This is a genomic window from Kribbella soli, assembly GCF_004331345.1.
Taxonomy (GTDB): Bacteria; Actinomycetota; Actinomycetes; order Propionibacteriales; family Kribbellaceae; genus Kribbella; species Kribbella soli.
In genome coordinates, this window is sequence record NZ_SJJZ01000001.1 from 1,279,811 (window position 1) to 1,300,093 (window position 20,283).

Genomic DNA, 20,283 nt, shown 5'->3' on the forward strand with positions numbered 1-20,283 from the left:
CCCCATGATCCCCGACGTTCCTGTTTCCGCCGCGTTTCCGCACTCGGAAACGGTCCGGAAACGGCCGACCGAGAAAGGTTTCCGGAAACGAGAGGAGCACCGATGCGCAACACCATCCTGGCCGTTTCCGTTCTGGTCGCCGGCCTGATTTTGACCGGCTGCGGAGCCGACGAGCCCGATGCCCAGGTCGCCTCCGGGAGCGGAGGACCGCAGTCCACGGCGCCGAGCAGTGCGCCGGCCAGCCTCAGCCAGGACGAGATGGCGGTCAAGTTCACCCAGTGCTTGCGGGAGAACGGCCTGAACGTCCCGGACCCGGAACCCGGCAAGGGGCCGATGCTGAAGTTCGACAAGAGCTCCGGAGTCACGCAGGAGCAGGTCCAGAAGGCCATGGAGGCGTGCCAGCAGTACAACCCGCAGGCCCAGGGCAGCGCCAACCCGCAGCAGGCGGAAAACGGCAGAAAGTACGCCGAGTGCATGCGGAAAAACGGCGTCGAGAAGTTTCCGGACCCGAAGCCGGACCAGCGCGGCATCATGATCGGCCCCGGCGTCGCGGACGATCCTGACTTCAAGAAAGCGCAGGACGCCTGCCAGAGCATTCTGGCGGCACGCTGATGCGAAAGGCACTGACGGCTGTCGTCGTCCTGGCTGCTGGGGGCGCCGCGAGCGCGTTCCTGGTCAGCCGGGGCGACACCAGCCAGGCCACGAATCAGGCCGCACAGGCCGTACCGATCAACACGACCAAGGTCACGCAGCAGACCTTGAAGGACACCGAGACCCAGGACGGCACACTCGGCTTCGGTACGTCGTCCTCCGCGGTCAACCGGGTCGCCGGCACAGTCACCGCCGTACCGGACAGCGGGCAGGAGCTGCGCCGCGGAAACACCGTGTACAGCATCGACAACAAGCCGACCACATTGCTGTACGGCGCGCTCCCGGCGTACCGCAAGCTCGCGATCGGGACCGAGGGCACCGACGTCCTGCAGCTCGAGCAGAACCTGAAGGCGATGGGCTACACCGGGTTCACCGTGGACGACGAGTACACCGACGCGACCGCTGCTGCGGTCGAGGAGTGGCAGGAGGATCTCGGTCTGGACGAGACGGGCGTCGTCGAACTCGGCAGCGTCCTGTTCGCGCCCGGTCATCTGCGGGTGGACAGCGTGCAGGCCGAGGAGGGTTCACCGCTCGGCCCGAACCAGCCTGTACTCAGCTACACCGGCACCACCCGGGCCGTCACCGTCCAGCTCGACGCGGCGGACCAGCGGCTGGCCACGCTCAACGCGGCGGTCACGGTCGCACTCCCGGACGGAAAGTCGGTTCCCGGACAGATCCAGAAAGTTTCCACGGTGATCATTCCGGCGGAAGGCCCGGACAAGGATCCGGAAACCAAGGTCGAGGTGATCGTTGCCATCGCCAACCAAAAGGCGGTGACCGCGTGGTCGTCCGCGGCCGTCGACGTCACCTTCACGGCCTCCGAACGCAAGAACGTGCTGACCGTTCCGGTCGCGGCCCTGGTCGCGCTCCGGGAGGGCGGCTTCGGCGTCGAGGTCACGGACGGTACGACGTCGCGGTACGTGCCGGTGAAGACCGGCCTGTTCGCAAGCGGCCAGGTCGAGATCAGCGGCACCGGCATCACGGCCGGCACCACCGTGGGGATTCCGAAGTGATCGAGCTGACCGAGGTGACCAAGGTGTACGCGGGCGGCGTGAACGCGCTCGGCGGTGTCAGCCTGCGGATCGACTCCGGCGAGCTGGTTGCGATCGTGGGCCCGTCGGGATCCGGCAAGTCCACGATGCTGAACGTCCTCGGCACCCTCGACCGCCCGACCTCCGGCACGGTCCGGATCGACCGGTACGACGTGGCACGGCTGTCCGACGCGGGACTGTCGGCGTTGCGCGCGACCCGGATCGGATTCGTGTTCCAGCAGTTCCACCTGGCATCCGGCGTACGGGCAGTCGACAACGTCGCCGACGGCCTGCTCTACTCCGGCCTCCGCCTGTCGGTACGCCGGAAGCGCGCGGCGGCTGCCCTGGAACGGGTCGGCCTCGCGCACCGCCTCGATCACGAGCCGCACGAGTTGTCCGGCGGCGAGCGGCAACGTGTAGCCGTTGCGCGGGCAGTCGCCGGCGAACCCGCCGTACTGCTGGCCGACGAGCCGACCGGGGCTCTGGATTCCGCATCGGGCGCAGGCGTGATGCAACTCCTCCGAGACCTGCACGCCGCCGGTACGACGGTCGTCGTGATCACGCACGACCGCGACATCGCAGCCGCCCTCCCCCGCCAGATCCGCATGCGCGACGGCGTCATCGTCGAGGAGGTACACACATGAGCGGCGACTTTGTGCACCGCGTCCGTACGACAAGCGACGAAAAGCACGGACGTCGTGCACAAAGTGCCCGGGAACTCAAACCCGCGGCGTTGGGTGTGCGCGACGTCGTACGCGTGGGGGCGGTTGGGTTACGGACTCGGCCTCTGCGGGCGTTCCTGTCCGCGTTGGGGATCGCGATCGGGATCGCCGCGATGGTCGCGGTGGTCGGCATCTCGTCGTCCTCACGGGCCGAGCTCGACGGCCAACTCGATGCCCTGGGCACCAACCTGTTGACCGTCACCCCCGGCACCCGGCTGACCGGCGAACAGGCCCAACTCCCGCTCGCCGCGGAATCCATGGTCCGCCGGATCCCACCGGTGCGCGCCGAGTCCGCGATCGGGAAGGTCGACGACGCGTCGGTCTACCGAACCAACAAGATCCCGGACGTCCAGACCAACGGCATCATCGCGTACGCCGCCCGCACCAACCTGCTCGACACCATCGGCGCGACGATCCGCAGCGGTAAGTGGATCGACGCCGCGACCGGCTCGTACCCGGCGACTGTCCTCGGTTCGGCAGCCGCCGAGCGACTCGGGATCACCAACGCCGGCCCGGACACCCAGGTGCTGATCGGCAACACCTGGTTCACCGTGCTCGGCATCCTCGAACCGGCCGCGCTCGCACCCGAGCTGGACAGCGCCGCACTGATGGGCTGGCCGGCAGCGAGCGACCTCGCCTTCGACGGGCACCCGACCACGATCTACACCCGCTCGGACGACACCCAGGTCCCGGCGGTCCGATCGGTGCTCGGCGCAACGGCCAACCCAGAGGCACCGAACGAGGTCGAGGTGTCCCGGCCCTCCGACGCACTCGCCGCGAAGCAAGCCGCCGGTCAGGCCTTCACCGGGCTGCTGCTCGGCCTCGGAGCGGTCGCGCTGCTGGTCGGAGGCGTCGGGGTCGCGAACATCATGGTGATCTCGGTACTCGAACGCCGCGCCGAGATCGGTCTGCGCCGATCGCTCGGGGCGACCCGCGGCCAGATCCGCACCCAGTTCCTGACCGAGTCACTGCTGCTGTCCGCGCTCGGCGGGGTCGGTGGCGCCGTCCTGGGATCCGCGGTCACTGCGGCGTATGCGTCGTACCAGAACTGGTTGACCGTGATCCCGGTCTGGGCACTGGCCGGCGGGGTCGCGGCGACGCTGGTGATCGGTGGTCTGGCCGGTCTCTACCCGGCCGTCCGGGCGTCCCGGCTTTCACCAACGGAGGCTCTGGCTACTCCTTAAAAGACGACGACGCCGATGCCGGTGAGCGCGAGCTGGACCAGCGCCACCGGCACCAGGCCCTGCCACGCCAGCTTCTGCAGCTGGTCGGCGCGCATCCGCGGGAACGAGACGCGCACCCAGATCACCACGACCGAAACGAAGGCGACCTTCACCAGAGTCCAGATCCAGCCGATCGACTCGGGCCCGGGGCCGCTCCAGCCGCCGAGGAACAGGACCGTGGTGAGGCCCGCGAGTACGACGATCCCGGCGTACTCGGCGAGCAGGAACATCGCGAACCGGAGCCCGGTGTACTCGGTGTACGGCCCGAAGATCACCTCGGAGTCCGCGACCGGCATGTCGAACGGCGGCCGCTGCAGCTCGGCCAGACCGGCGATGAAGAACACGATCATGCCGGGGAGCTGCCAGAGCAACCACCACGGGTTCCACGCGTGCGCGATGCCGGTCAGGCTCAACGATCCGGCCGCGACCGCGACACTCGCTGCTGACAGTACGAACGGCAGCTCGTAGCTCATCAGCTGCGCCGCGACCCGGAGCCCGCCGAGCAGGCTGTACTTGTTCCCGCTGCCCCAACCGGCCATCAGCGAGCCGAGGACACCGATGCTCATCACCGCGAGCACGAAGAACAGGCCCGAGTCCAGGTCGGCGCCGACGATCCCCGGTGCCAGCGGGATCGCGGCCAGCGCGGCCATGTACGGCAGGATCGCGACGATCGGGGCCCACTCGAATACCCGCTTGTCGGCGGCGGCCGGGACCACGCTCTCCTTCTGGACGAACTTCACCCCGTCCGCGACCAGCTGCGCCCAGCCGTGGAATCCGCCGGCGTACATCGGCCCGAGCCGTGACTGCATGTGCGCCATCACCTTGTGCTCGGCCTGACCGACCAGCAAGGGCGCCACCAGGAAGGCGACCAGAACGCCCACCACCCGCACCACGAACTCCAGCATGACCGCCAGCCTAGTGGCTTCGGCTTGACCTCAACCAACGTTCAGGTCACAGGCTGGCTCGCATGACCACGATTCTTGTCACCGGAGCCACCGGCCGTGTCGGCCGCCACGTCGTCGACGGGCTGCGCGCCGCGGGCGTGACCGTCCGAGCCCTCGTCCGTACGCCGGACCTCGCCGGCCTCCCGCCGGACGTCGAACTGATCAAGGGCGATATCTACGACCCCACCGCCGTACGCCGGGCCGCGGCCGACGTCGACGCTGCCTTCCTGCTCTGGCCGTCGTTCAGCGCCGACGGAGCCGCCGACGTGGTGGCCGAACTGCCGCGGCGGGTCGTCTACCTGTCCGCGTTGAGCGCGTCGTCCGGCGGGGTCTGGGCCGACGTGGAAGAGCTGCTGCGGGACGTCGGCAAGGAATGGACGTTCGTGCGGCCGGGCGGGTTCGCGGTCAACGCGCAGGGCTGGGCGACCGAGTTCCGCACCGGCGACGTCGTCCGGGTCGCGTCACCCGAGGCCGGCCGGTCGTTGATCCACGAACGGGACATCGCAGCGGTCGCCGTACTCGCGCTCCTGAACGACCAGCACATCGGCCAGGTCTACGACCTCACCGGACCCGCCGTCCTGACGCAGGCCGAGCAGATCCGGACCATCGCGCGGGCGATCGGCAACGAGATGCGTGTCGAGGCGCTGTCCGACGCGGAGGCGCGGCAGGCGATGCTCGACCTCGGCGCCGACCCGATCCTCGCCGAGAGCTCGGTCGCCTACTGGGCCTCGCTCGTCGACAACCCCGAGCCGGTCACCACCACCGTCACCGAACTCACCGGCCGCCCCGCGCTCACGTTCGCCGAGTGGGCGGACGAACACGCCGCCGAGTTCCGCGTCCTGTCCGCGGCCGAGGTCGCGGACCGGTACGTCGACGCGCTGTCCACCGGCCGCCTCGACCAGGCACTCGCCCTCACGGCGCCCGAGGTCGTCCGCGTCGCACCGCTCGAGACCGGCGGCGAGGAGATCGAGGTCAAAGGCGCCGACGCCATCCTCGAGAACGCCCGCCGGCTGAGCGCCGATATCGAGTATCTCGGCGTCGACATCGTCGGCCCGCTCCTCCTCGACAACCACTTCGCCGTCCGCTTCACCTTCGACCAGTTGGACGTCCGCACCGGCACCCGCTCCCACACCACCAAACTCTCCCTCTGCACAGTCGAGTCCGGCCAAGTAACCCGCGAAGAAGTCTTCTACTACACGCCACCGAAGCCTTGATATCATCAGATATCGAGTAGGAGGTGACGCCATGAGCGACGTACTGATTCGCGATGTCCCGGACGAGGTGCTCGCCGTGATCGACCGCCGAGCGGCCGGCCTGGGACTGTCCAGGAGCGAGTATCTCCGCCGGCAACTGAGCCAAGAGGCCGGACGCTCGGAGGTTGCCGTGACCGTTGCCGATCTAGAGCGATTTTCGTACCTCGCCCGCGATCTGGATGACCCTGAGGTCATGGACCAGGCCTGGTCATGACGCCGGCAGTCGACTCCCGGCGCTGGCTGATCGACAAGTCGGCTCTGGTTCGCCTGAGCGCGGCTCCCGATCGGGACGAATGGGCGAACCGCATCGACCGCGGGCTGGTGCACATCACCACCGTGACGTTGCTCGAGGTCGGGTTCTCGGCCCGATCCGCGGACGAGCATCGATCTCTCCTCCAGCAGCCACCCGTCGCAGCAATGCCGGTGGAGAACGTGACCCCCGCGACCGAGCGTCGTGCCGTCGTCGTGCAGTCGCAACTCGCATCCGCCGGCCAGCATCGAGCGCCTTCGGTGGCGGACCTGCTGATCGCCGCAACCGCGGAGCAGACCGGCCTTGTCCTTCTTCATCTGGACAAGGACTTCGAACTCATCGCCAACCTGACCGGTCAGCCGACTGAGCGACTCGCTCAGGCTTAACCGAGCGGCAGTTGAAGCCAGCCGCCGATGTCTTGGCGGCCGGATTTGAGGGCGGCGGTTCGGGCGCCGTGGTTGGCTTCGTGGATGGTGCCGATGAGGATGCGGGTGGGGTCGGGGAGGGCCTGGGCGAGGAGCGCGCTGAGGTGCGGGCCGTAGCCGTGGCCGCGGTGTTCCGGGGCCAGGATCAGCTCGCGGACGACGTACGCGGGGAGGCCGAGGGCGTCGTACGGCTTGATGATGGCGGCGGCGTACCCGGCCCATTCGTCGTTCACCGTGACGTCGAACAGCAGGCCCTCGTCGGCTGCCTCCTGGAGGTCCTCGCGGTCCTGGATCGTCGCTTCTTCGGGGTGGTGCGGGTGGTCGGCGTCGACCGCGGCGTACGCGCGGCGGGCCTCGTCGTAGTGGTCGACGGTCTTCGCCGGGCGGAGCGCGAGGCCGGGCGGTACGTCGTACGCACGGAGCTCACGGATCGGGGCGGCGAGGAAGCGGCGGTCGGGGGCGGTGCCGGCGATGCCTGCATCGGCGGTCCAAAGGCGGACGTAGAGCGGGTGGTGGACGCCGTAGTGCTCCTGCGCGGCTTCGGCCAGGGCGGGTAGGTCGGACGGCTTCGGCGAGCGACTCATCGGGGTTGCGTCGACGAACGGCCTTGCGGGGTTCAGGTTTTCGAAGCGCATGCTGAACATCGCGTGCAGGTCGTTGCCTATGGCAAGCCAGCGGTTGAGCATGGCCTCGGGCGGCTTCCCCGGCGCAAGGCGTTCGGTGCGCTGGGTGGCGATCTCCAGGTCCTCGGCCAGCAGGATGTCCAGCGCCGCATGCTCCTCGGCGAGCGTTGCCAGCCGTCGCGCGTCGTCCACCCAGGTCCGCGTGATCGGATGCTGCCGCTCCAGGGTGTACCGCGCCAGCTCCTCCGCAGCCGGAATCACGACGACTCATCCGACGGCGCATCACCCGTCGGCGGATCAGCGGGCGGCGCGGCAGCCGGCTCGGTCGGCGGTGCGGCAGGCGGGGCTGTCGCGGGGTCGGCGGGCGTTGACTGGCGGCGGGTGCGGCGTTCACCTCCGGCGCCCGCGCGGCGGGGCCGGGCTGGGGTTGCCGCGGCCTCAGCCGGGGCCAAAGGATCGGGGTCGGGTGAGCCGGGTGGGCGTGGGCCCCAGGTCTCTGGGTCGGGTACGCCGGGTGGGAGGGTGCGGCGGCGGCTCGGGGCGCCCGACGGGGCGTGGTCCGACTCGCCCGGCTCCTTCGCGCCCGGCCACGGCTTCGCGACCCGCGACGCGAGCACGAACTCCTTCCGCAGCGGATGCCCCTCGAACTCGTCCGGCAGCAGCAACGTCGTCAGGTTCGGATGCCCGTCAAAGGCGATCCCGAACATCTCGTGCGTCTCCCGCTCATGCCAGTTCGCGCCGGCGTACAACTCCGACAACGTCGCCAGTACGGCGTGGTCGCGCGGCACCAACGTCCGCACGAGCACGTGGTCGACATGCGATCCGCCCCAGAAGTCCGCCAGATGCGACACCACCCGGAACCCGTCCTTGAGCTCGTCGGACGCGCTCAGGAAGTCGAAGAACGTGAGACCGACCGCATCCCGTAGCACCTCGTGCGCCGCGACCCACGACTCCGGCGGTACGTCGAGCGCGGTCGGCCCGAAGCTGTCCGTCGACGTCGCGGCGATCCCGGCGCTCGTCAGCGCCTCGAGTGCGTCGGTGCTCAAGGCTGCACCAGCCCCCGGGTGAGGGCGGCCGCGGACGGCTCGTCGTACCGGCTCGCCAGTGTCTCGCCGGCGATCTTCTCCTGCAGCTTGAGGATGCCCTGCAGCAACGCCTCCGGCCGCGGCGGGCAACCGGGCACGTACACGTCGACGGGGATGATCTGGTCGACGCCCTTCGTCACGCAGTACGAGTCCCAGTACGGGCCGCCGGAGTTCGAGCAGGAGCCGAACGAGATCACGTACTTCGGCTCCGGCATCTGGTCGTACAGCCGCTTGATCGCCGGCGCCATCTTGTCGGTCACGGTGCCCGACACCACCATCAGGTCGGCCTGCCGCGGTCCGGGCGCGAACGGGATCACGCCGAGCCGGATGAAGTCGTGCCGGCCCATCGACGCCGCGATGAACTCGATCGCGCAACAGGCGAGGCCGAAGTTGAACACCCAGAGCGAGTACTTCCGCCCCCAGTTCAGCAGGTACCGAACCGGCTGCGGCGCAAGCCTCGCCAGCGCGCCAACTTCCGGTCGCACTGTCGGCATCCCCAGCTCGGTCATGTCGTCAGCCTAGTCCGACAATCTCTTCCGCGAGGATCTCCGGGTACTCGAGTGGCGCGTAGTGACCGACGCCGTCGACGTACCGCAACCGGACGTCGCTGAAGAAGTCGTCCACCCGGTCGGACCAGGCCCGCGGGAACAGCGGGTCGAACTCCGGCCACAGCACCACGGTCGGTACGGCGATCCGGTCGTACGACGGTGGCACCTTCTCTGCCGCTGACGTCGCGACCGACCCCGCTCCCGCCCGGTACCACTGGAGCGACGCCGTGAACGCACCCGGCGCCGAGTAGGCCTCGACCAGATGATCCAGCTCCGGCTCGAAGTCGGGCCCGGACCAGTGCGTCCAGAAATGCCGCAGGTACGAACGGACCGCGTCGGGGTTGCCGTCGATCAACTCCTCGATCACCGGCAGCCGGTGGAACGCCTGGTACCAGAACTCCGCCTGCGCCTGCTCGGAGAACACCCGCTTCCCGATCCCCGGCAAGGGCGGCGCGATCACCAGCCCCTCGATCAGTTCCGGCCGCGAACGCGCGATCCCCTGCGCGGTCCGGCTCCCGATGTCGTACCCGGCGAGCACGGGACGCTCCAGCCCGAGCTCCTCGATCAGACCGGCCACGCTCCGCCCCTGCGCGGCCACGCCGTACTGGGTCGGATCCATGGACTGACTGTCCGACCCGCCGAACCCGCGCAGATCCGGCACGACCACCTCGAACCCGCGGTCGGCCAGCATCGGCGCCAGCAGCCGGTAGTCGGTGCGATCGCCCGGCCATCCGTGCAGCAACACCACCGAAGGTCCCTCGCCGATCCGGTCGTACGCGAGCCGGAACCCGTCCACCGCGTCACTCAGCATGGATTCATTGTTGACCACCTCGTTGGGCAGGCCTACCTTGTTGAACAGGACTGAACAGGTTCATTGAGGAGCCGACATGACCGACCAGGTCGAGGGGCAGCAGACCCGTGCGCTCGCGGTGGAGAGCAACGGGCTGAACGTGATCGCGGACGCGGACCGGAAGGGCCGCCCGAACCAGCTGTTCTGGCCGTGGTTCGGCGCCAACGTGTCCGTGCTCGGGCTGAGCTACGGCGCGTTCGCGCTCGGGTTCGGGATCTCGTTCTGGCAGGCGGTGATCGCCGGGCTGATCGGGGTCGTGTTCTCGTTCCTGCTCTGCGGGCTGATCGCGCTCGCCGGCAAGCGCGGGTCGGCGCCGACGATGGTGCTCGGCCGCGCCGCGTTCGGGGTCCGGGGCAACAAGCTGCCGTCACTCGTCTCGTGGCTGCTGACCGTCGGGTGGGAGACCGTGCTGACGATCCTCGCGACACTGGCGACCGCCACCGTGTTCGAGCGGCTCGGCTGGGGCGGCGGCACGCTAACCAAGGTGATCGCGCTGCTCGTGGTCGGCCTACTGACAGTCGCCTGCGGTGTTCTCGGGTTCGACCTGATCATGCGGGCGCAGACAGTCATCACGATCGTCACCGGCGTACTCACGGTCGTCTACATCATCCTGGTCGCCGACCAGATTCACTGGAGCACAGTGTCCGCGCTGCCGAGCGGGTCCGCGCAGGCGGTGATCGGCGCGCTGGTCTTCCTGATGACGGGCTTCGGACTCGGCTGGGTGAACGCCGCTGCGGACTACTCGCGGTATCTTCCGCGCCAGGCGTCGAGCCGCGGGGTGGTCGGCTGGACCACGTTCGGCGGTTCGCTGGCTCCCGTCGTACTGCTGGTGTTCGGTCTGCTGCTGGCGGGGTCGTCGGAGGATCTTTCGAAGGCGATCGGCGCGGACCCGATCGGGGCACTCGCCGAGGCGTTGCCGACCTGGTTCCTGGTGCCGTTCGTGATCGTCGCGGTGCTCGGGCTGGTGGGCGGCGCCGTACTGGACATCTACTCGTCCGGCCTCGCGCTGCTCTCGCTCGGGCTGCCGGTGAAGCGGTACGTCGCGGCGTTCATCGACGGCGTGGTGATGATCGCGGGGACCGTCTACGTGGTGTTCTACGGCGGCGAGTTCCTCGGGCAGTTCCAAGGGTTCCTGATCACGCTCGGCGTACCGATCGCGGCGTGGTGCGGGATCATGCTCGCCGACATCGCGTCCCGGCGGCGCGACTACGCGGAGGAGGACCTCTACCGGCCTTCCGGGCGGTACGGCGACGTGCAGTGGCTGCCCGTGGCGACGATGGTCGTTGCCACCGGCATCGGGTGGGGACTCGTCACGAACACGTTGGCGTCGTGGCTGACGTGGCAGGGGTATCTGCTCGGGGCGTTCGGTCTCGGCGGCAAGGAAGGCGCGTGGGCGTACGCGAACCTCGGCGTACTGGTGGCGCTGGTTCTCGGTTTCGTCGTGCAGTGGTTCGGCGGGCGGTCCGCCGTACGGCGTCAGGAGGCCTGATGGTGCTGGCCCTCATCGACCTGCAGCGGATCTTCGCGGACCCGGCGTCCGGCTGGGCGACACCGGATTTCCAGCGGGTCGTCGAGCCGACGCGGGAGCTGATCAAGCTGTTCGCACCGAACGTGGTGTTCACGCGGTTCGTCGCGCCGAAGCGGCCTGACGGAGCGTGGGTCGGGTACTACGAGGCGTTTCCGTTCGCGTTGCAGCCGGCGGACGCCGAGGACTATCAACTGGTCGACGAGTTCAAGGGCGCTCCAACTCTCGACAAGACCACGTTCGGTGCGTGGGGCCCCGAACTGGCGGCGCGGACCTACGGGCGGCTGGTGCTGGCCGGCGTGGCGACCGACTGTTGCGTGATCAGTACGGCGCTTGCCGCGGTGGACGCCGGCGTACAGGTCCAGGTCGTCGAGGAGGCGTGCGCCGGGTCGACCGCGGAGAACCACGCCAAGGCGATCGACCTGATGCGGCTGTACGCGCCGATGCTGGAGATCGTGAGCGTGGAGCAGCTGCGATGATCCGTCGGACCTCCCTGAAACACGAGCGGATCGCGCGGGTGCTCGCGCGGGAGATCAAGTCCGGCGTCGTACGGCGGGGCACTCAGCTGCCCGGTGAGGTCGAGCTGGCGAAACGGTTCTCGGTCAGCCGGAACACCGTCCGCGCCGCGCTCGCCGTACTCGCTGAGGACGAGCTGATCGCCACGCACACCGGCAAGGGTTCGTACGTGCTGTTCGACGGGCGACCGCTGGACGGGCGTCTTGGGTGGACGCATGCGCTGTCCGAGCAGGGTGTGGAGACCCGGATGCGGACGGTGCGGATCGAGCTCGAGAACGATCCCGCGCTGGCTGACCGGCTCGGTCTGCCGTCGTCCGAGGTGGTGGTGATCGAGCGCGTCCGCCAGCTCACGGACGGTACGGCGATCTCGCTCGAACGCAGCCGGATCCCGGCGCTCGAGTCGCTCCGCGACCTGCCCGAACGCGGCCTGGACAACGGCTCGATCAGCGTCACCCTGAACCGCGCCGGCCTTTACCTCGACCACTGCGAGCAACGCCTCCGCGGGCGCCCCCTCACCCCCGTAGAAGCCGGCCACCTGGCCCGCCCGCACGGCACCTGGTTCCTGCACACCACCCGAACCAGCTGGACCTCCACCGACACCTTCGCCGAACACGCCGACGAACTCTTGGACCCGACCCACTACGAACTGAACCTCACCTACCGCAGCTGAATCGCACTGACCGGACGGCCGCGCAGGCAGAAGTAGCTCCCGCTCGGCGTGTCACTGCCGTTTTGCGAGGTTTTGCCTGCGTAGCGGTCCCCTAGGGAGTCCATTGCCCAGGGCATAGGGAGTTGTCCGGATGTGGGGGGTGTCCTCAGGGGAGCACTGTCTAGTCATCGACAGGAGCTCGGAGGACATCATGTTTGTTTACTCGACTGACGCGGTGCGGGCGGAGATCAAGTACCGCCAGGAGCGGATTCGGCGGGACTACCAGCGTCCGTTGTGGTTCCTGCCCAAGCGTGCGCCGCGGCCGCCCCAGCCCTGCGCGCCCGAGCTTCGGGCCCGTCCCGCGATGTGACCGCACGATCACCGCCCCAGACCCCCTCCCCCCAAGGCGCGGTCGGCTCTTCGGAGCCGGCCGCGCCACCGTCGTTTCAGGGTCCTCAGGCACCCCCTAGGACCCCCTCAGGACACCTAGGTACCGCCCACCCGCGGGGATAGGGAGGACTTCCGATGTGCGGGTCCTCCTCAGACGAGCAGATTTACACCTGTCGGCAGGTAGCCGGCACCAGCAAACGGAGGAACACATGTTCACCAACGCATCGGTCAAGGCAGAGGTCGACTACCGCAGGGAGCGCCTCAGCCGTGACTTCCGGCAGACCCGGAACACCCGGAGCCGCCGGACCATCAGCCACCTGTTCGGCCGGAAAGCCTGAAGGGAGGGAAACCATGATGATCAACATGCCACTGACCCCGGACGCCATGAAGGCGGAATCGGCCTACCGGTTGGAGCGCGCCAAGCGTGACTTCCGGGTCGCGAACCGCCGGAAGCGCACGGAGCGGACCGCACAGTCCGAGCCGCGCCAGGCCCTCCGACCCCGCCCGGCCGCATGACCGCCGAAACCGCCGTCCCTGATCGAGAACTCGCGATCAGGGACGGCGTTTCTGCGCCTGGGAGAAAGGCCGGGAGCAGCCAGCGGACGGGATACCGTCGATTTGTGTCGGCACCAGGGGCGAAGATGGACGACGTGCCCTGGAACTCGACACCTCTCGTCGGCCGCTCATCCGAGATGGCCACTCTGCTCAGCGCCGTGGACGACGCCAAGACGCGTCGGGCCGGCGCCGTGCTGCTGTCCGGTGACGCCGGCGTCGGCAAGACCCGGTTACTGGACGAGGTGGCGACCGGCGCGCACGAGCGCGGATTCGGCGTCCTGGTCGGGCACTGCACCGACTTCGGCGACGCCGGCCTGCCGTACCAGCCGTTCTCGGAGATCTTCGGCCGGCTGGCCGGCGACCGCCCCGACCTCGTCGAGGGCGTCCTCACCAACTTCCCGGCGATCGGCCGGCTGCTCCCGGCGCACCGGCTGCTGAGCGCCCAGCCCGTGCCGCAGGAGGGCCAGCTCGACCGGGCCGCCCTGTTCGACGCCGTCCTCGGCGCGTTCACCGCGCTCGCCACCAGCGAGCCGCAGCTGGTGATCATCGAGGACGCCCACTGGGCCGACGACTCGACCCGGGACCTGATCGGTTTCCTGATCACCCGCCTGACCTCGCAGCGCCTGGCGCTCGTGGTGTCGTACCGCAGCGACGACCTGCACCGCCGGCACCCGCTGCGCCGCCCGATCGCCGAGTGGTCCCGCAACCCTCGGGTACGTCGCGTGAACCTGCTCCCCCACGACGCCGACGAGGCCCGCACCCTGCTGCACCTGCTGCTCACCGATCCGCTGTCTCCGGCCGAGGAGCGCCGCATCCTCGAGCGGGCCGGCGGCAACGCGTTCTTCACCGAGGAACTCGCCGCCGCGGCCTCGATGGGCGACGGCGACGCCGTGCCGCCCGATCTCGCCGACCTGCTGCTGGTCCGCCTCGACCCGCTGTCCGACGAGGCCCGCCAGGTCGCCCGGGTGATCGCGGTCGCCGGCCGCCGCGTCCCGCACGACCTGCTCACCGCCGTCGCCAAACTGCCGGATCGCGAGCTCGACGACGCCCTGCGCGAGCTGATCGACGCCCACATCATCGACGTACCGACCAGCGATCGGTACTACTTCCGCCACGCCCTGCTGGCCGAGGCCGTGTACGACGACCTGCTGCCGGGCGAGCGGGTTCGCCAGCACGCGGCGTACGTGCAGGAGCTGGAGAGCCAGACAGTCGCGGGCACCGCGGCCGAGCTGGCCGGGCACGCCACCCGGTCGCACGACCTGGCCACGGCGTTCGAGGCGAGGGTCCGAGCGGGTCAGGAAGCGCTCTCGGTCGCCGCGCCGCAGGAGGCGCTGAAGCACTACGAGATGGCCCTCGAGCTGTTCCCGAACGCCGCGCCGACGAGCACGGTCGACAAGACCTGGCTGATCGTCGACACGGCGATGGCGGCCACCTTGTCCTCCCAGCACCTGCGCGCCGTCAAGCTGCTCCGGAAGGCGCTGGTCGATCTGCCGCCCGACGCACCGAAGCTGCAGCGGGCCGAGCTGCTGCTGCCGCTCGCGGACATCGCGCTGGTCATCGACCAGGACAAGGAGGCCAGCGAGGCCGTCTCGCAGGCGCTCAAGCTGGTCCAGGACGAGCCGGCCAGCGTGTTCAAGGCGCAGGTCGCGTCGCTCTACGCCCGGGTGTCCGACGCGCTCGGCCGCCCGATGGATGCGGAGCGCTGGGCGCACAAGGCGCTCGAGATCGCCCGCGAGGCCGGCCAGGAATCCGCCGCCAGCGACGCCGGGATCACGCTGGCCCAGCTCCGTCGCCGGGCGGGCGATCCGGAGACCGCCGCGAAGCAGCTCGAGGAGGCCGCCGTACGGGCGCAGCTCACCGGCGACTCCCCCGCGGAGGTGCGCAGCCGGTTCCTGCTCGGGTCGACGCACTACGAGCAGGGCGACCTGCTGAACGCGAAGGCGTCGCTGTCGTTCGCGACGAAGCGGGCCGGTGAGCTCGGGCGGCAATGGGCGGCGTACGGGTTCGACGCGCGCCGGATGCTGGCGCTGACCCAGTTCATGCTCGGCGAGTGGGACGAGGCGGCGGCGACCGCCCGGACGGACTCGATGACGCCGGCGGCGGCCGCGGCGGCGTTGCGGGCGGTGGAGTTCTCGGTCCGCAGCGGGCGGGGTGACACGGCGGTCGCGGAGGAGTTCGAGCTGTCCCGGAAGTGGTGGGACCTCGACGTGATGCTGCCGATCATCGGGCTGCAGCCGGCCGTCGACGCGTACCGCGTACTCGACAAGCCGGCCGAGGCGGAGAAGCTGATCACGGATGTGTCGGCGCTGTGCGCCGACGTGTTCCAGACCGAATGGTTCTTCGCACGGATCCGGTTCTCCACGCTCGGGATGCAGCTCCTGTGCCACCGCGCCGTCGGTGAGCCGTCGGCCGCGGCCGAGCTGGTCGCGCGCGGCGCGGAGCTGCTCAACCTCGGGCAGATGACCGCGGAGAAGGGGATGCCTCCGGGGCGGCTGATGGGCGTCGAAGGTCTCGCCTGGCTCGCGCGGCTGGAGTCGGAGTGGGATCGGCTGCGCTGGCTGGCCGGGATCGACGCGCCGACGCCGGAGGAACACGTCGCCGCCTGGCAGCGGACGACGGACGCTTTCGGCTACGGGTACGTCTTCGAGCAGGCCTGGTCGCGGATCCGCCTGTCGGCCGCGCTACGCGCCGCGGGCCGGGTGGCCGAGGCGAACGAGCAGACGACACTGGCGGCCGAGGTCGGCCGGGAGCTGAGCGCGCGCCCGCTCCTGGAAGAGGCCGGCGGCGTCGACACCGGCGGTGCCAGTGCGCTGACGTCGCGAGAGACCGAAGTACTGCGATTGCTCGCGGAGGGCCGGACGAACCGGCAGCTGGCGCGGGAGCTGTACATCAGCGAGAAGACCGTCAGCGTGCACGTGTCGAACATCCTCGCGAAGCTCGGCGTCCGTTCCCGCACGGAAGCAGCCGCGGTAGCCCGCCGCGACGGACTCCTCGACGGGGACTAGAGCCCTAGCCGTGCCGGCGGTGCCGGCTGTCGGCCTCGGCCTGCAGATGCCGAGCCCGGGCGCGGCTCAGGTCGTCGCCGACCGACGCCGATTCGGCGGGGGGCGCGGCCGTGGGGCGATCGAGCTCGGTGATGTCGTCGAAGACCTTGCGGGCGTGCCGCATTCGCAGTGCGGCCAACACCACCAGCACGGCCGCAACGAGGGCTATCAATACCCACAGTTGCCAAGACATAGCCTCACCACCACGTATTCGCCCCGTTCCCCCGAGTAATCACCATAGCCCCGATGTCGGCCCTTGGCGACAGGGCGTACGCATACCGTCATCTCGGCGCTTGAAGCTTACGTTTTGTTGCCCATTGCAAACACATACGGTGACCGGGCAACGAGTCGGGGGAACCCAGGAGCGACTACTTTCAGTGACTGCGCGGCGTGAGCCGGCCACCCCGGAACAGGTATTCCGCGCGACCGTCGACCGCCCCGCGGAAGGCGAGCACCTCGTGCGTCCCGTGCTCGGCCTCGGCGGCGATCAGCCGGGTGTCGTCGAGCGCGACGAGCCTGGTCCGGCGCGGCTCCGGGTACATCAGCCGCGCCTCGTCGCTGACCGCCTCGTCGAGCACCCAGAACTCCCCGTCCTGGACGCTGATCGTGGCCTGCGCGAGTACGCCGGTGTACCGACCGGTGACCAGCTCCGGTGAGATGTCGACCGGCTCCGTCGGCGGCACCGGACGGGCCGGCAACTCGACCCCGGCCGTCTCGCGGAGGATGTGGCCGACCAGTTCGTCGTACAAGGGTCCGGTGCTGCCGCCGTTGGTGAGGAGCGCGACCGCGACGCCCTTCTCCGGCACCAGCCGGAAGAACGCCGACTGGCCGACGGTCCCGCCGTCGTGGCCGTAGAGCCGCCCGCCTTCGACGTCGAAGATCATCCAGCCGAGTCCCCAGTGCTGCGCGAACCCGCCGATCGCCGGTACGTCGACCTGCGGCTGCCACAACCGATCGACCGTTTCCCGGTCGAACAGCGTCGCGTCCAGGTAGGCGCGGCCGAACGTGATCAGGTCCCGAGCGCTCATCGCCAGCAACGACCCGGCCGGGGCCATCGCATGCACCAGGCTCCACACCGGCGCGGTCTGCAAGGGAGCACCCGGCTTCGGCGCCACATGCCCGAGCGCAGCGCGGTACAGGAGAGCCTCGTCCGCGATCGTCGCGACGTGCTCCAGCCCGAGCGGTACGGCGATACGCTCCCGGACGAGCTGGTGGAACGGCTTCCCGAACAGGACCTCGGCGATCCGCCCGAGCACCACGAAGCCGGAGTTGTTGTACGAGAACCCAGCGCCCGGCGACACCTCCTGCGCCAGCCCGGGCAGCACGTCCCGCACGAACAGCTCGACCGCGTCGTCGCCCCGCGAGGTCGGGGTGAAGGCGTCCCCGGAGAACCCGCTGGAGTGCGTGAGCAACTGCCGCGGCGTGATCACCACGGCGGCGGCCTCGTCGGCGAGCTTGAACTCGGGCAGGTAGTCCCGCACCGGCCGGTCGAGGTCGACCTTTCCCTCGGCAACCAGCTGCAGGATCAGGGTGGTTGTCCACAGCTTGGTGATCGACCCGATCTGGAACACCGAGTCGACGGTCGCCTCGACTCCCGTGTCGAGGTTGAGGATGCCCGCGGCCGCCGTACTGACCTCGCCGTCGACCAGGACGGCGACCGAGGCGGCCGGTACGCCGTGCTTCGTGATCAGGTCCGCGAGGTTGTCGTCCAGCCAGCTCTGCACGTCGTCACTCCTTGGATGAGAGAACCCGGACCAGGTTCTGGCCGAGGACCTTCCGGATGGTTGCTTCGGGCAGTCCCCGGGCCAGCAGGGCGTCGGTGACCAGGGGCATCCCGGCCGGGCCTTCGAGGCCGGGGACGTACAACTCGGCGTCCAGGCCCTGGATGACCACCGGCCGGTCGCAGGCCGGGATCTTCTCGCCGAAGACCTCCGCAACGAAGTCGCTGCCGAGACCGACGTGGTCCTCGCCGGCGACGTCGAGGATGTGCAGGACGTGGTCGGCCAGGTGGTCGACGGTCGGCTTCTCGGCGGTGGTCAGGAAGCCGGCGAAGAAGTTCACGCAGATCACGCCGCCGGTCGCGGCGATCGCGCGGAGCTGCTCGTCGGTCAGGTTGCGGTGGTGCTCGCGCAGCGCGAACGCACTGGAGTGCGAGGCGACGACCGGCTTGGTCGCGAGCTCGAGGATGTGCTCGGTGCCGGCACGGCCGACGTGCGAGACGTCGATGAGTACGCCGAGCTCCTCGAGGAGTCGTACCGCCTCGACGCCGGCGTGCGTCAGCCGGCTTCCGGTCGCGTCCTCACCGGATCCGTCGCCGAGCGCGCTGCGCCCGAAGTGCGTGAACGAGACCATCCGGACGCCGAGTCGCTGGAGGGTCTGCAGGAGCTCGAGGTCGGTGTCGATCTGCGGGCAGCCTTCGAGCGCCAGGACCAGCGCGATCCTGCCCGCCGCGGTCGCGGCCTCGACGTCGCCGGGCGCCGTACACAGCGCGACCTCGTCGGCGTTCGCCTCGGCGATCCGGTGCGCGGCCTCGATCATCCGGAGCGTCTCGCGCAGCGCTCCTTCGGGCAGGAACTCCGAGTCGATGAACACCGGCAGGACCTGCACGTCGATACCGCCGTCCCGCAGCTGCGGGATCCACCGCTCCCGGAAGTACGCGGACCAGACCTCCTTCGGCCGCCGCGCGACCAGCATCAGCAGATCGTTGTGCGCATCCGCCACCACCGCGTCGCGGTGCAGGTCCATCGCTCCCCCTCGAAGTCGGCCGGTCAGGTCCAGCGCAGGACGCCCTTGCGGTACGCGTACAACAGGCCGACGGCGACGAAGGCCAGGAAGACGAACATCTCGATCAGGGTCGCGAAGCCGAGGGTCGCGAAGATCGTCGCCCACGGGAAGAGGTAGATCGCGTCCACGGCGAAGATCACGTAGAGGTACGCGAACAGGTAGTACCTGATGTGGACCTGGGCCCAGCCCTCGCCGACCGGGTCGACGCCCGACTCGTAGGTCTTGAGCTTGCCCTCGGTCGGATACGTGACCGTCAGCGCCTTGTTCAGCGCGAACGCGCCGAGCAGCCCGACGAATCCGAGCGCGACCACCGCGGCGATGACGCCATAGCTGTCCGACACAGGGAGGAGTCTAGTTCGTACAGAGCAGGAGGGAGTCGATCGAGACGTACGGGCCGTAGCCGGAGCGGACGTCGGCGACCTGGAGGCGCAGGCGGGTGACGCCGGTGATGTCGTAGTTCAGCCAGGTCTCGGTCTCCTGCTGCATCCGGACCGACGTCAGCGCGTTCGTCCCGTTGTGCAGCGACACCCGGACCAGCCCGTCGGTGAGGTTGCCGAGCCAGTTCCGCGAGTACCGGCACCCGGCCGAGTCGACGTCACCCCAGACGTACCCGCCCTGGTTCGCCAGCAGGTCCGCCTCGGAGCGCCGCGGCCCGTCCTTCGGCGGTACGACGGTGAACTGCGGCTGGCCCGCCCCGCCCGCGGCCACCAGCCCCTTCTTGAACATCCCGCGCCACACGTAGTGCTTGAAGCTGATCATCGGCGAGATCGCCGCGGCGTACCGCGCCTGCGGGCCGACCGCGATCCGGTACGTCCGGATCGACCCGGGCTGCACGGTGGTGATCGTCACGCTGCTGCCCGACGAGTACCCGTGCGCGACCTCCTGCCAGCGCTTCAGCGACGGGATCCACTGGTGCAACGGGATCCTCGTGCCCGCGGCGGGCGCCGGCGACAACGTCCCGACGACCGTGATCACGCCCTTGGTCGCGTCCGTCGTACGAATGCTGTAGATCTTCGCGGTCCGCGCCGGTGACGGGACCGCGGTCGCGATCGGGACAGCGCAGCCCAGCATCAGCAAAGTCAGCAGTCCGATCAGCACACGGCGCATGAAGCAACTCCCTGAATTCGCAACTAGGTACGCCACCCTGCCGGTTCTCACTCCGGATCGCAAGCGAGCGCTTGCGCAGGGTGACACCGAACTGTTTCGCGCCTACCG

At 69.5% G+C, this 20,283-nt stretch carries 24 protein-coding genes; 14 read left to right on the forward strand and 10 right to left on the reverse strand.

What is annotated here, in order from left to right:
- Positions 1-102: 102 nt before the first annotated feature.
- Genes E0H45_RS06440 through E0H45_RS06455 form a run of 4 tightly spaced genes read left to right on the forward strand, consistent with a single transcriptional unit; the run spans position 103 to position 3,588 of the window.
- Positions 103-612: a hypothetical protein gene (locus tag E0H45_RS06440; RefSeq protein WP_131335320.1), complete on the forward strand. Its 510-nt coding sequence runs from the start codon at positions 103-105 to the stop codon at positions 610-612.
- The gene (locus E0H45_RS06445) at positions 612-1,664 is read left to right on the forward strand and encodes a peptidoglycan-binding protein (protein ID WP_131335321.1); all 1,053 of its coding nucleotides are present in this window, start codon (positions 612-614) and stop codon (positions 1,662-1,664) included. The genes E0H45_RS06440 and E0H45_RS06445 overlap by 1 nt, the downstream gene beginning before the upstream one ends.
- Positions 1,661-2,326: an ABC transporter ATP-binding protein gene (locus tag E0H45_RS06450; RefSeq protein ID WP_131335322.1), complete on the forward strand. Its 666-nt coding sequence runs from the start codon at positions 1,661-1,663 to the stop codon at positions 2,324-2,326. The genes E0H45_RS06445 and E0H45_RS06450 overlap by 4 nt, the downstream gene beginning before the upstream one ends.
- Positions 2,323-3,588 carry an ABC transporter permease gene (locus E0H45_RS06455; RefSeq protein WP_131335323.1) on the forward strand — a complete coding sequence of 422 codons (1,266 nt, stop codon included), beginning with the start codon at positions 2,323-2,325 and terminating at the stop codon, positions 3,586-3,588. Before E0H45_RS06450 ends, E0H45_RS06455 begins: the two co-directional genes overlap by 4 nt.
- Here E0H45_RS06455 and E0H45_RS06460 read toward each other — a convergent pair.
- Positions 3,585-4,532: a complex I subunit 1/NuoH family protein gene (locus E0H45_RS06460; RefSeq protein ID WP_238154828.1), complete on the reverse strand. Its 948-nt coding sequence runs from the start codon at positions 4,530-4,532 to the stop codon at positions 3,585-3,587. The genes E0H45_RS06455 and E0H45_RS06460 overlap by 4 nt on opposite strands.
- Before the next feature lie 62 nt (positions 4,533-4,594).
- On the opposite strand from E0H45_RS06460, the gene E0H45_RS06465 reads away from it, so the two are divergent.
- From E0H45_RS06465 to E0H45_RS06475, 3 genes are read left to right on the forward strand one after another with little or no spacing between them, the layout of a single operon-like run.
- Positions 4,595-5,785: an NAD(P)H-binding protein gene (locus tag E0H45_RS06465; protein ID WP_131335325.1), complete on the forward strand. Its 1,191-nt coding sequence runs from the start codon at positions 4,595-4,597 to the stop codon at positions 5,783-5,785.
- 31 nt (positions 5,786-5,816) lie between these two features.
- Complete coding sequence (gene vapB, locus E0H45_RS06470; protein ID WP_131335326.1) at positions 5,817-6,038, forward strand: type II toxin-antitoxin system VapB family antitoxin; 222 nt, start codon at positions 5,817-5,819, stop codon at positions 6,036-6,038.
- Positions 6,035-6,460, forward strand: a complete 426-nt coding sequence (locus E0H45_RS06475) for a PIN domain nuclease (protein WP_131335327.1) — start codon at positions 6,035-6,037, stop codon at positions 6,458-6,460. Before vapB ends, E0H45_RS06475 begins: the two co-directional genes overlap by 4 nt.
- On the opposite strand, the gene E0H45_RS06480 is transcribed toward E0H45_RS06475, so the two are convergent.
- From E0H45_RS06480 to E0H45_RS06495, 4 genes are read right to left on the reverse strand one after another with little or no spacing between them, the layout of a single operon-like run.
- On the reverse strand, positions 6,457-7,383 hold the full coding sequence (locus E0H45_RS06480) for a GNAT family N-acetyltransferase (protein ID WP_238154829.1): 927 nt from the start codon (positions 7,381-7,383) through the stop codon (positions 6,457-6,459). The two genes, E0H45_RS06475 and E0H45_RS06480, sit on opposite strands and share 4 nt — an antisense overlap.
- Entirely contained in the window at positions 7,380-8,168 is a 789-nt protein-coding gene (locus E0H45_RS06485) for an NADH-quinone oxidoreductase subunit C (RefSeq protein ID WP_131335328.1), read from the reverse strand. Before E0H45_RS06485 ends, E0H45_RS06480 begins: the two co-directional genes overlap by 4 nt.
- Positions 8,165-8,716: an NADH-quinone oxidoreductase subunit B gene (locus E0H45_RS06490; protein ID WP_131335329.1), complete on the reverse strand. Its 552-nt coding sequence runs from the start codon at positions 8,714-8,716 to the stop codon at positions 8,165-8,167. Before E0H45_RS06490 ends, E0H45_RS06485 begins: the two co-directional genes overlap by 4 nt.
- Before the next feature lie 4 nt (positions 8,717-8,720).
- Entirely contained in the window at positions 8,721-9,566 is an 846-nt protein-coding gene (locus tag E0H45_RS06495; protein ID WP_131335330.1) for an alpha/beta fold hydrolase, read from the reverse strand.
- A 76-nt stretch (positions 9,567-9,642) separates the two neighbouring features.
- Here E0H45_RS06495 and E0H45_RS06500 point away from each other — a divergent pair, with 76 nt between their 5' ends.
- The 7 genes from E0H45_RS06500 (at position 9,643) to E0H45_RS43595 (ending at position 16,245) form a co-directional block, all read left to right on the forward strand.
- Positions 9,643-11,094: a purine-cytosine permease family protein gene (locus tag E0H45_RS06500; RefSeq protein WP_131335331.1), complete on the forward strand. Its 1,452-nt coding sequence runs from the start codon at positions 9,643-9,645 to the stop codon at positions 11,092-11,094.
- The gene (locus E0H45_RS06505) at positions 11,094-11,609 is read left to right on the forward strand and encodes a cysteine hydrolase family protein (protein ID WP_131335332.1); all 516 of its coding nucleotides are present in this window, start codon (positions 11,094-11,096) and stop codon (positions 11,607-11,609) included. The genes E0H45_RS06500 and E0H45_RS06505 overlap by 1 nt, the downstream gene beginning before the upstream one ends.
- Entirely contained in the window at positions 11,606-12,316 is a 711-nt protein-coding gene (locus E0H45_RS06510) for a GntR family transcriptional regulator (protein WP_131335333.1), read from the forward strand. Before E0H45_RS06505 ends, E0H45_RS06510 begins: the two co-directional genes overlap by 4 nt.
- A 190-nt stretch (positions 12,317-12,506) precedes the next feature.
- Positions 12,507-12,665: a hypothetical protein gene (locus E0H45_RS42355; protein ID WP_165546366.1), complete on the forward strand. Its 159-nt coding sequence runs from the start codon at positions 12,507-12,509 to the stop codon at positions 12,663-12,665.
- A 229-nt stretch (positions 12,666-12,894) separates the two neighbouring features.
- The gene (locus E0H45_RS43590) at positions 12,895-13,023 is read left to right on the forward strand and encodes a hypothetical protein (RefSeq protein ID WP_255512288.1); all 129 of its coding nucleotides are present in this window, start codon (positions 12,895-12,897) and stop codon (positions 13,021-13,023) included.
- 13 nt (positions 13,024-13,036) lie between these two features.
- Positions 13,037-13,201, forward strand: a complete 165-nt coding sequence (locus E0H45_RS42360) for a hypothetical protein (protein WP_165546367.1) — start codon at positions 13,037-13,039, stop codon at positions 13,199-13,201.
- A 104-nt stretch (positions 13,202-13,305) separates the two neighbouring features.
- On the forward strand, positions 13,306-16,245 hold the full coding sequence (locus tag E0H45_RS43595) for a helix-turn-helix transcriptional regulator (protein ID WP_272948944.1): 2,940 nt from the start codon (positions 13,306-13,308) through the stop codon (positions 16,243-16,245).
- Between the two features lie 4 nt (positions 16,246-16,249).
- Here the strand turns inward: E0H45_RS43595 and E0H45_RS06520 are convergent, their stop codons facing one another.
- From E0H45_RS06520 to E0H45_RS06540, 5 genes are all read right to left on the reverse strand, one after another.
- Entirely contained in the window at positions 16,250-16,477 is a 228-nt protein-coding gene (locus tag E0H45_RS06520) for a hypothetical protein (RefSeq protein ID WP_131335334.1), read from the reverse strand.
- 181 nt (positions 16,478-16,658) lie between these two features.
- Positions 16,659-18,008, reverse strand: a complete 1,350-nt coding sequence (locus tag E0H45_RS06525) for a serine hydrolase domain-containing protein (RefSeq protein WP_131335335.1) — start codon at positions 18,006-18,008, stop codon at positions 16,659-16,661.
- Positions 18,009-18,012: 4 nt separating this feature from the next.
- The gene (locus E0H45_RS06530) at positions 18,013-19,029 is read right to left on the reverse strand and encodes a dipeptidase (protein ID WP_131335336.1); all 1,017 of its coding nucleotides are present in this window, start codon (positions 19,027-19,029) and stop codon (positions 18,013-18,015) included.
- A gap of 23 nt (positions 19,030-19,052) precedes the next feature.
- Positions 19,053-19,409, reverse strand: a complete 357-nt coding sequence (locus E0H45_RS06535; RefSeq protein WP_131335337.1) for an NADH-quinone oxidoreductase subunit A — start codon at positions 19,407-19,409, stop codon at positions 19,053-19,055.
- A 10-nt stretch (positions 19,410-19,419) separates the two neighbouring features.
- A complete protein-coding gene (locus E0H45_RS06540) occupies positions 19,420-20,175 on the reverse strand; it encodes a hypothetical protein (RefSeq protein WP_131335338.1) in 756 nt (251 codons plus the stop codon).
- Between the last annotated feature and the right edge of the window lie 108 nt (positions 20,176-20,283).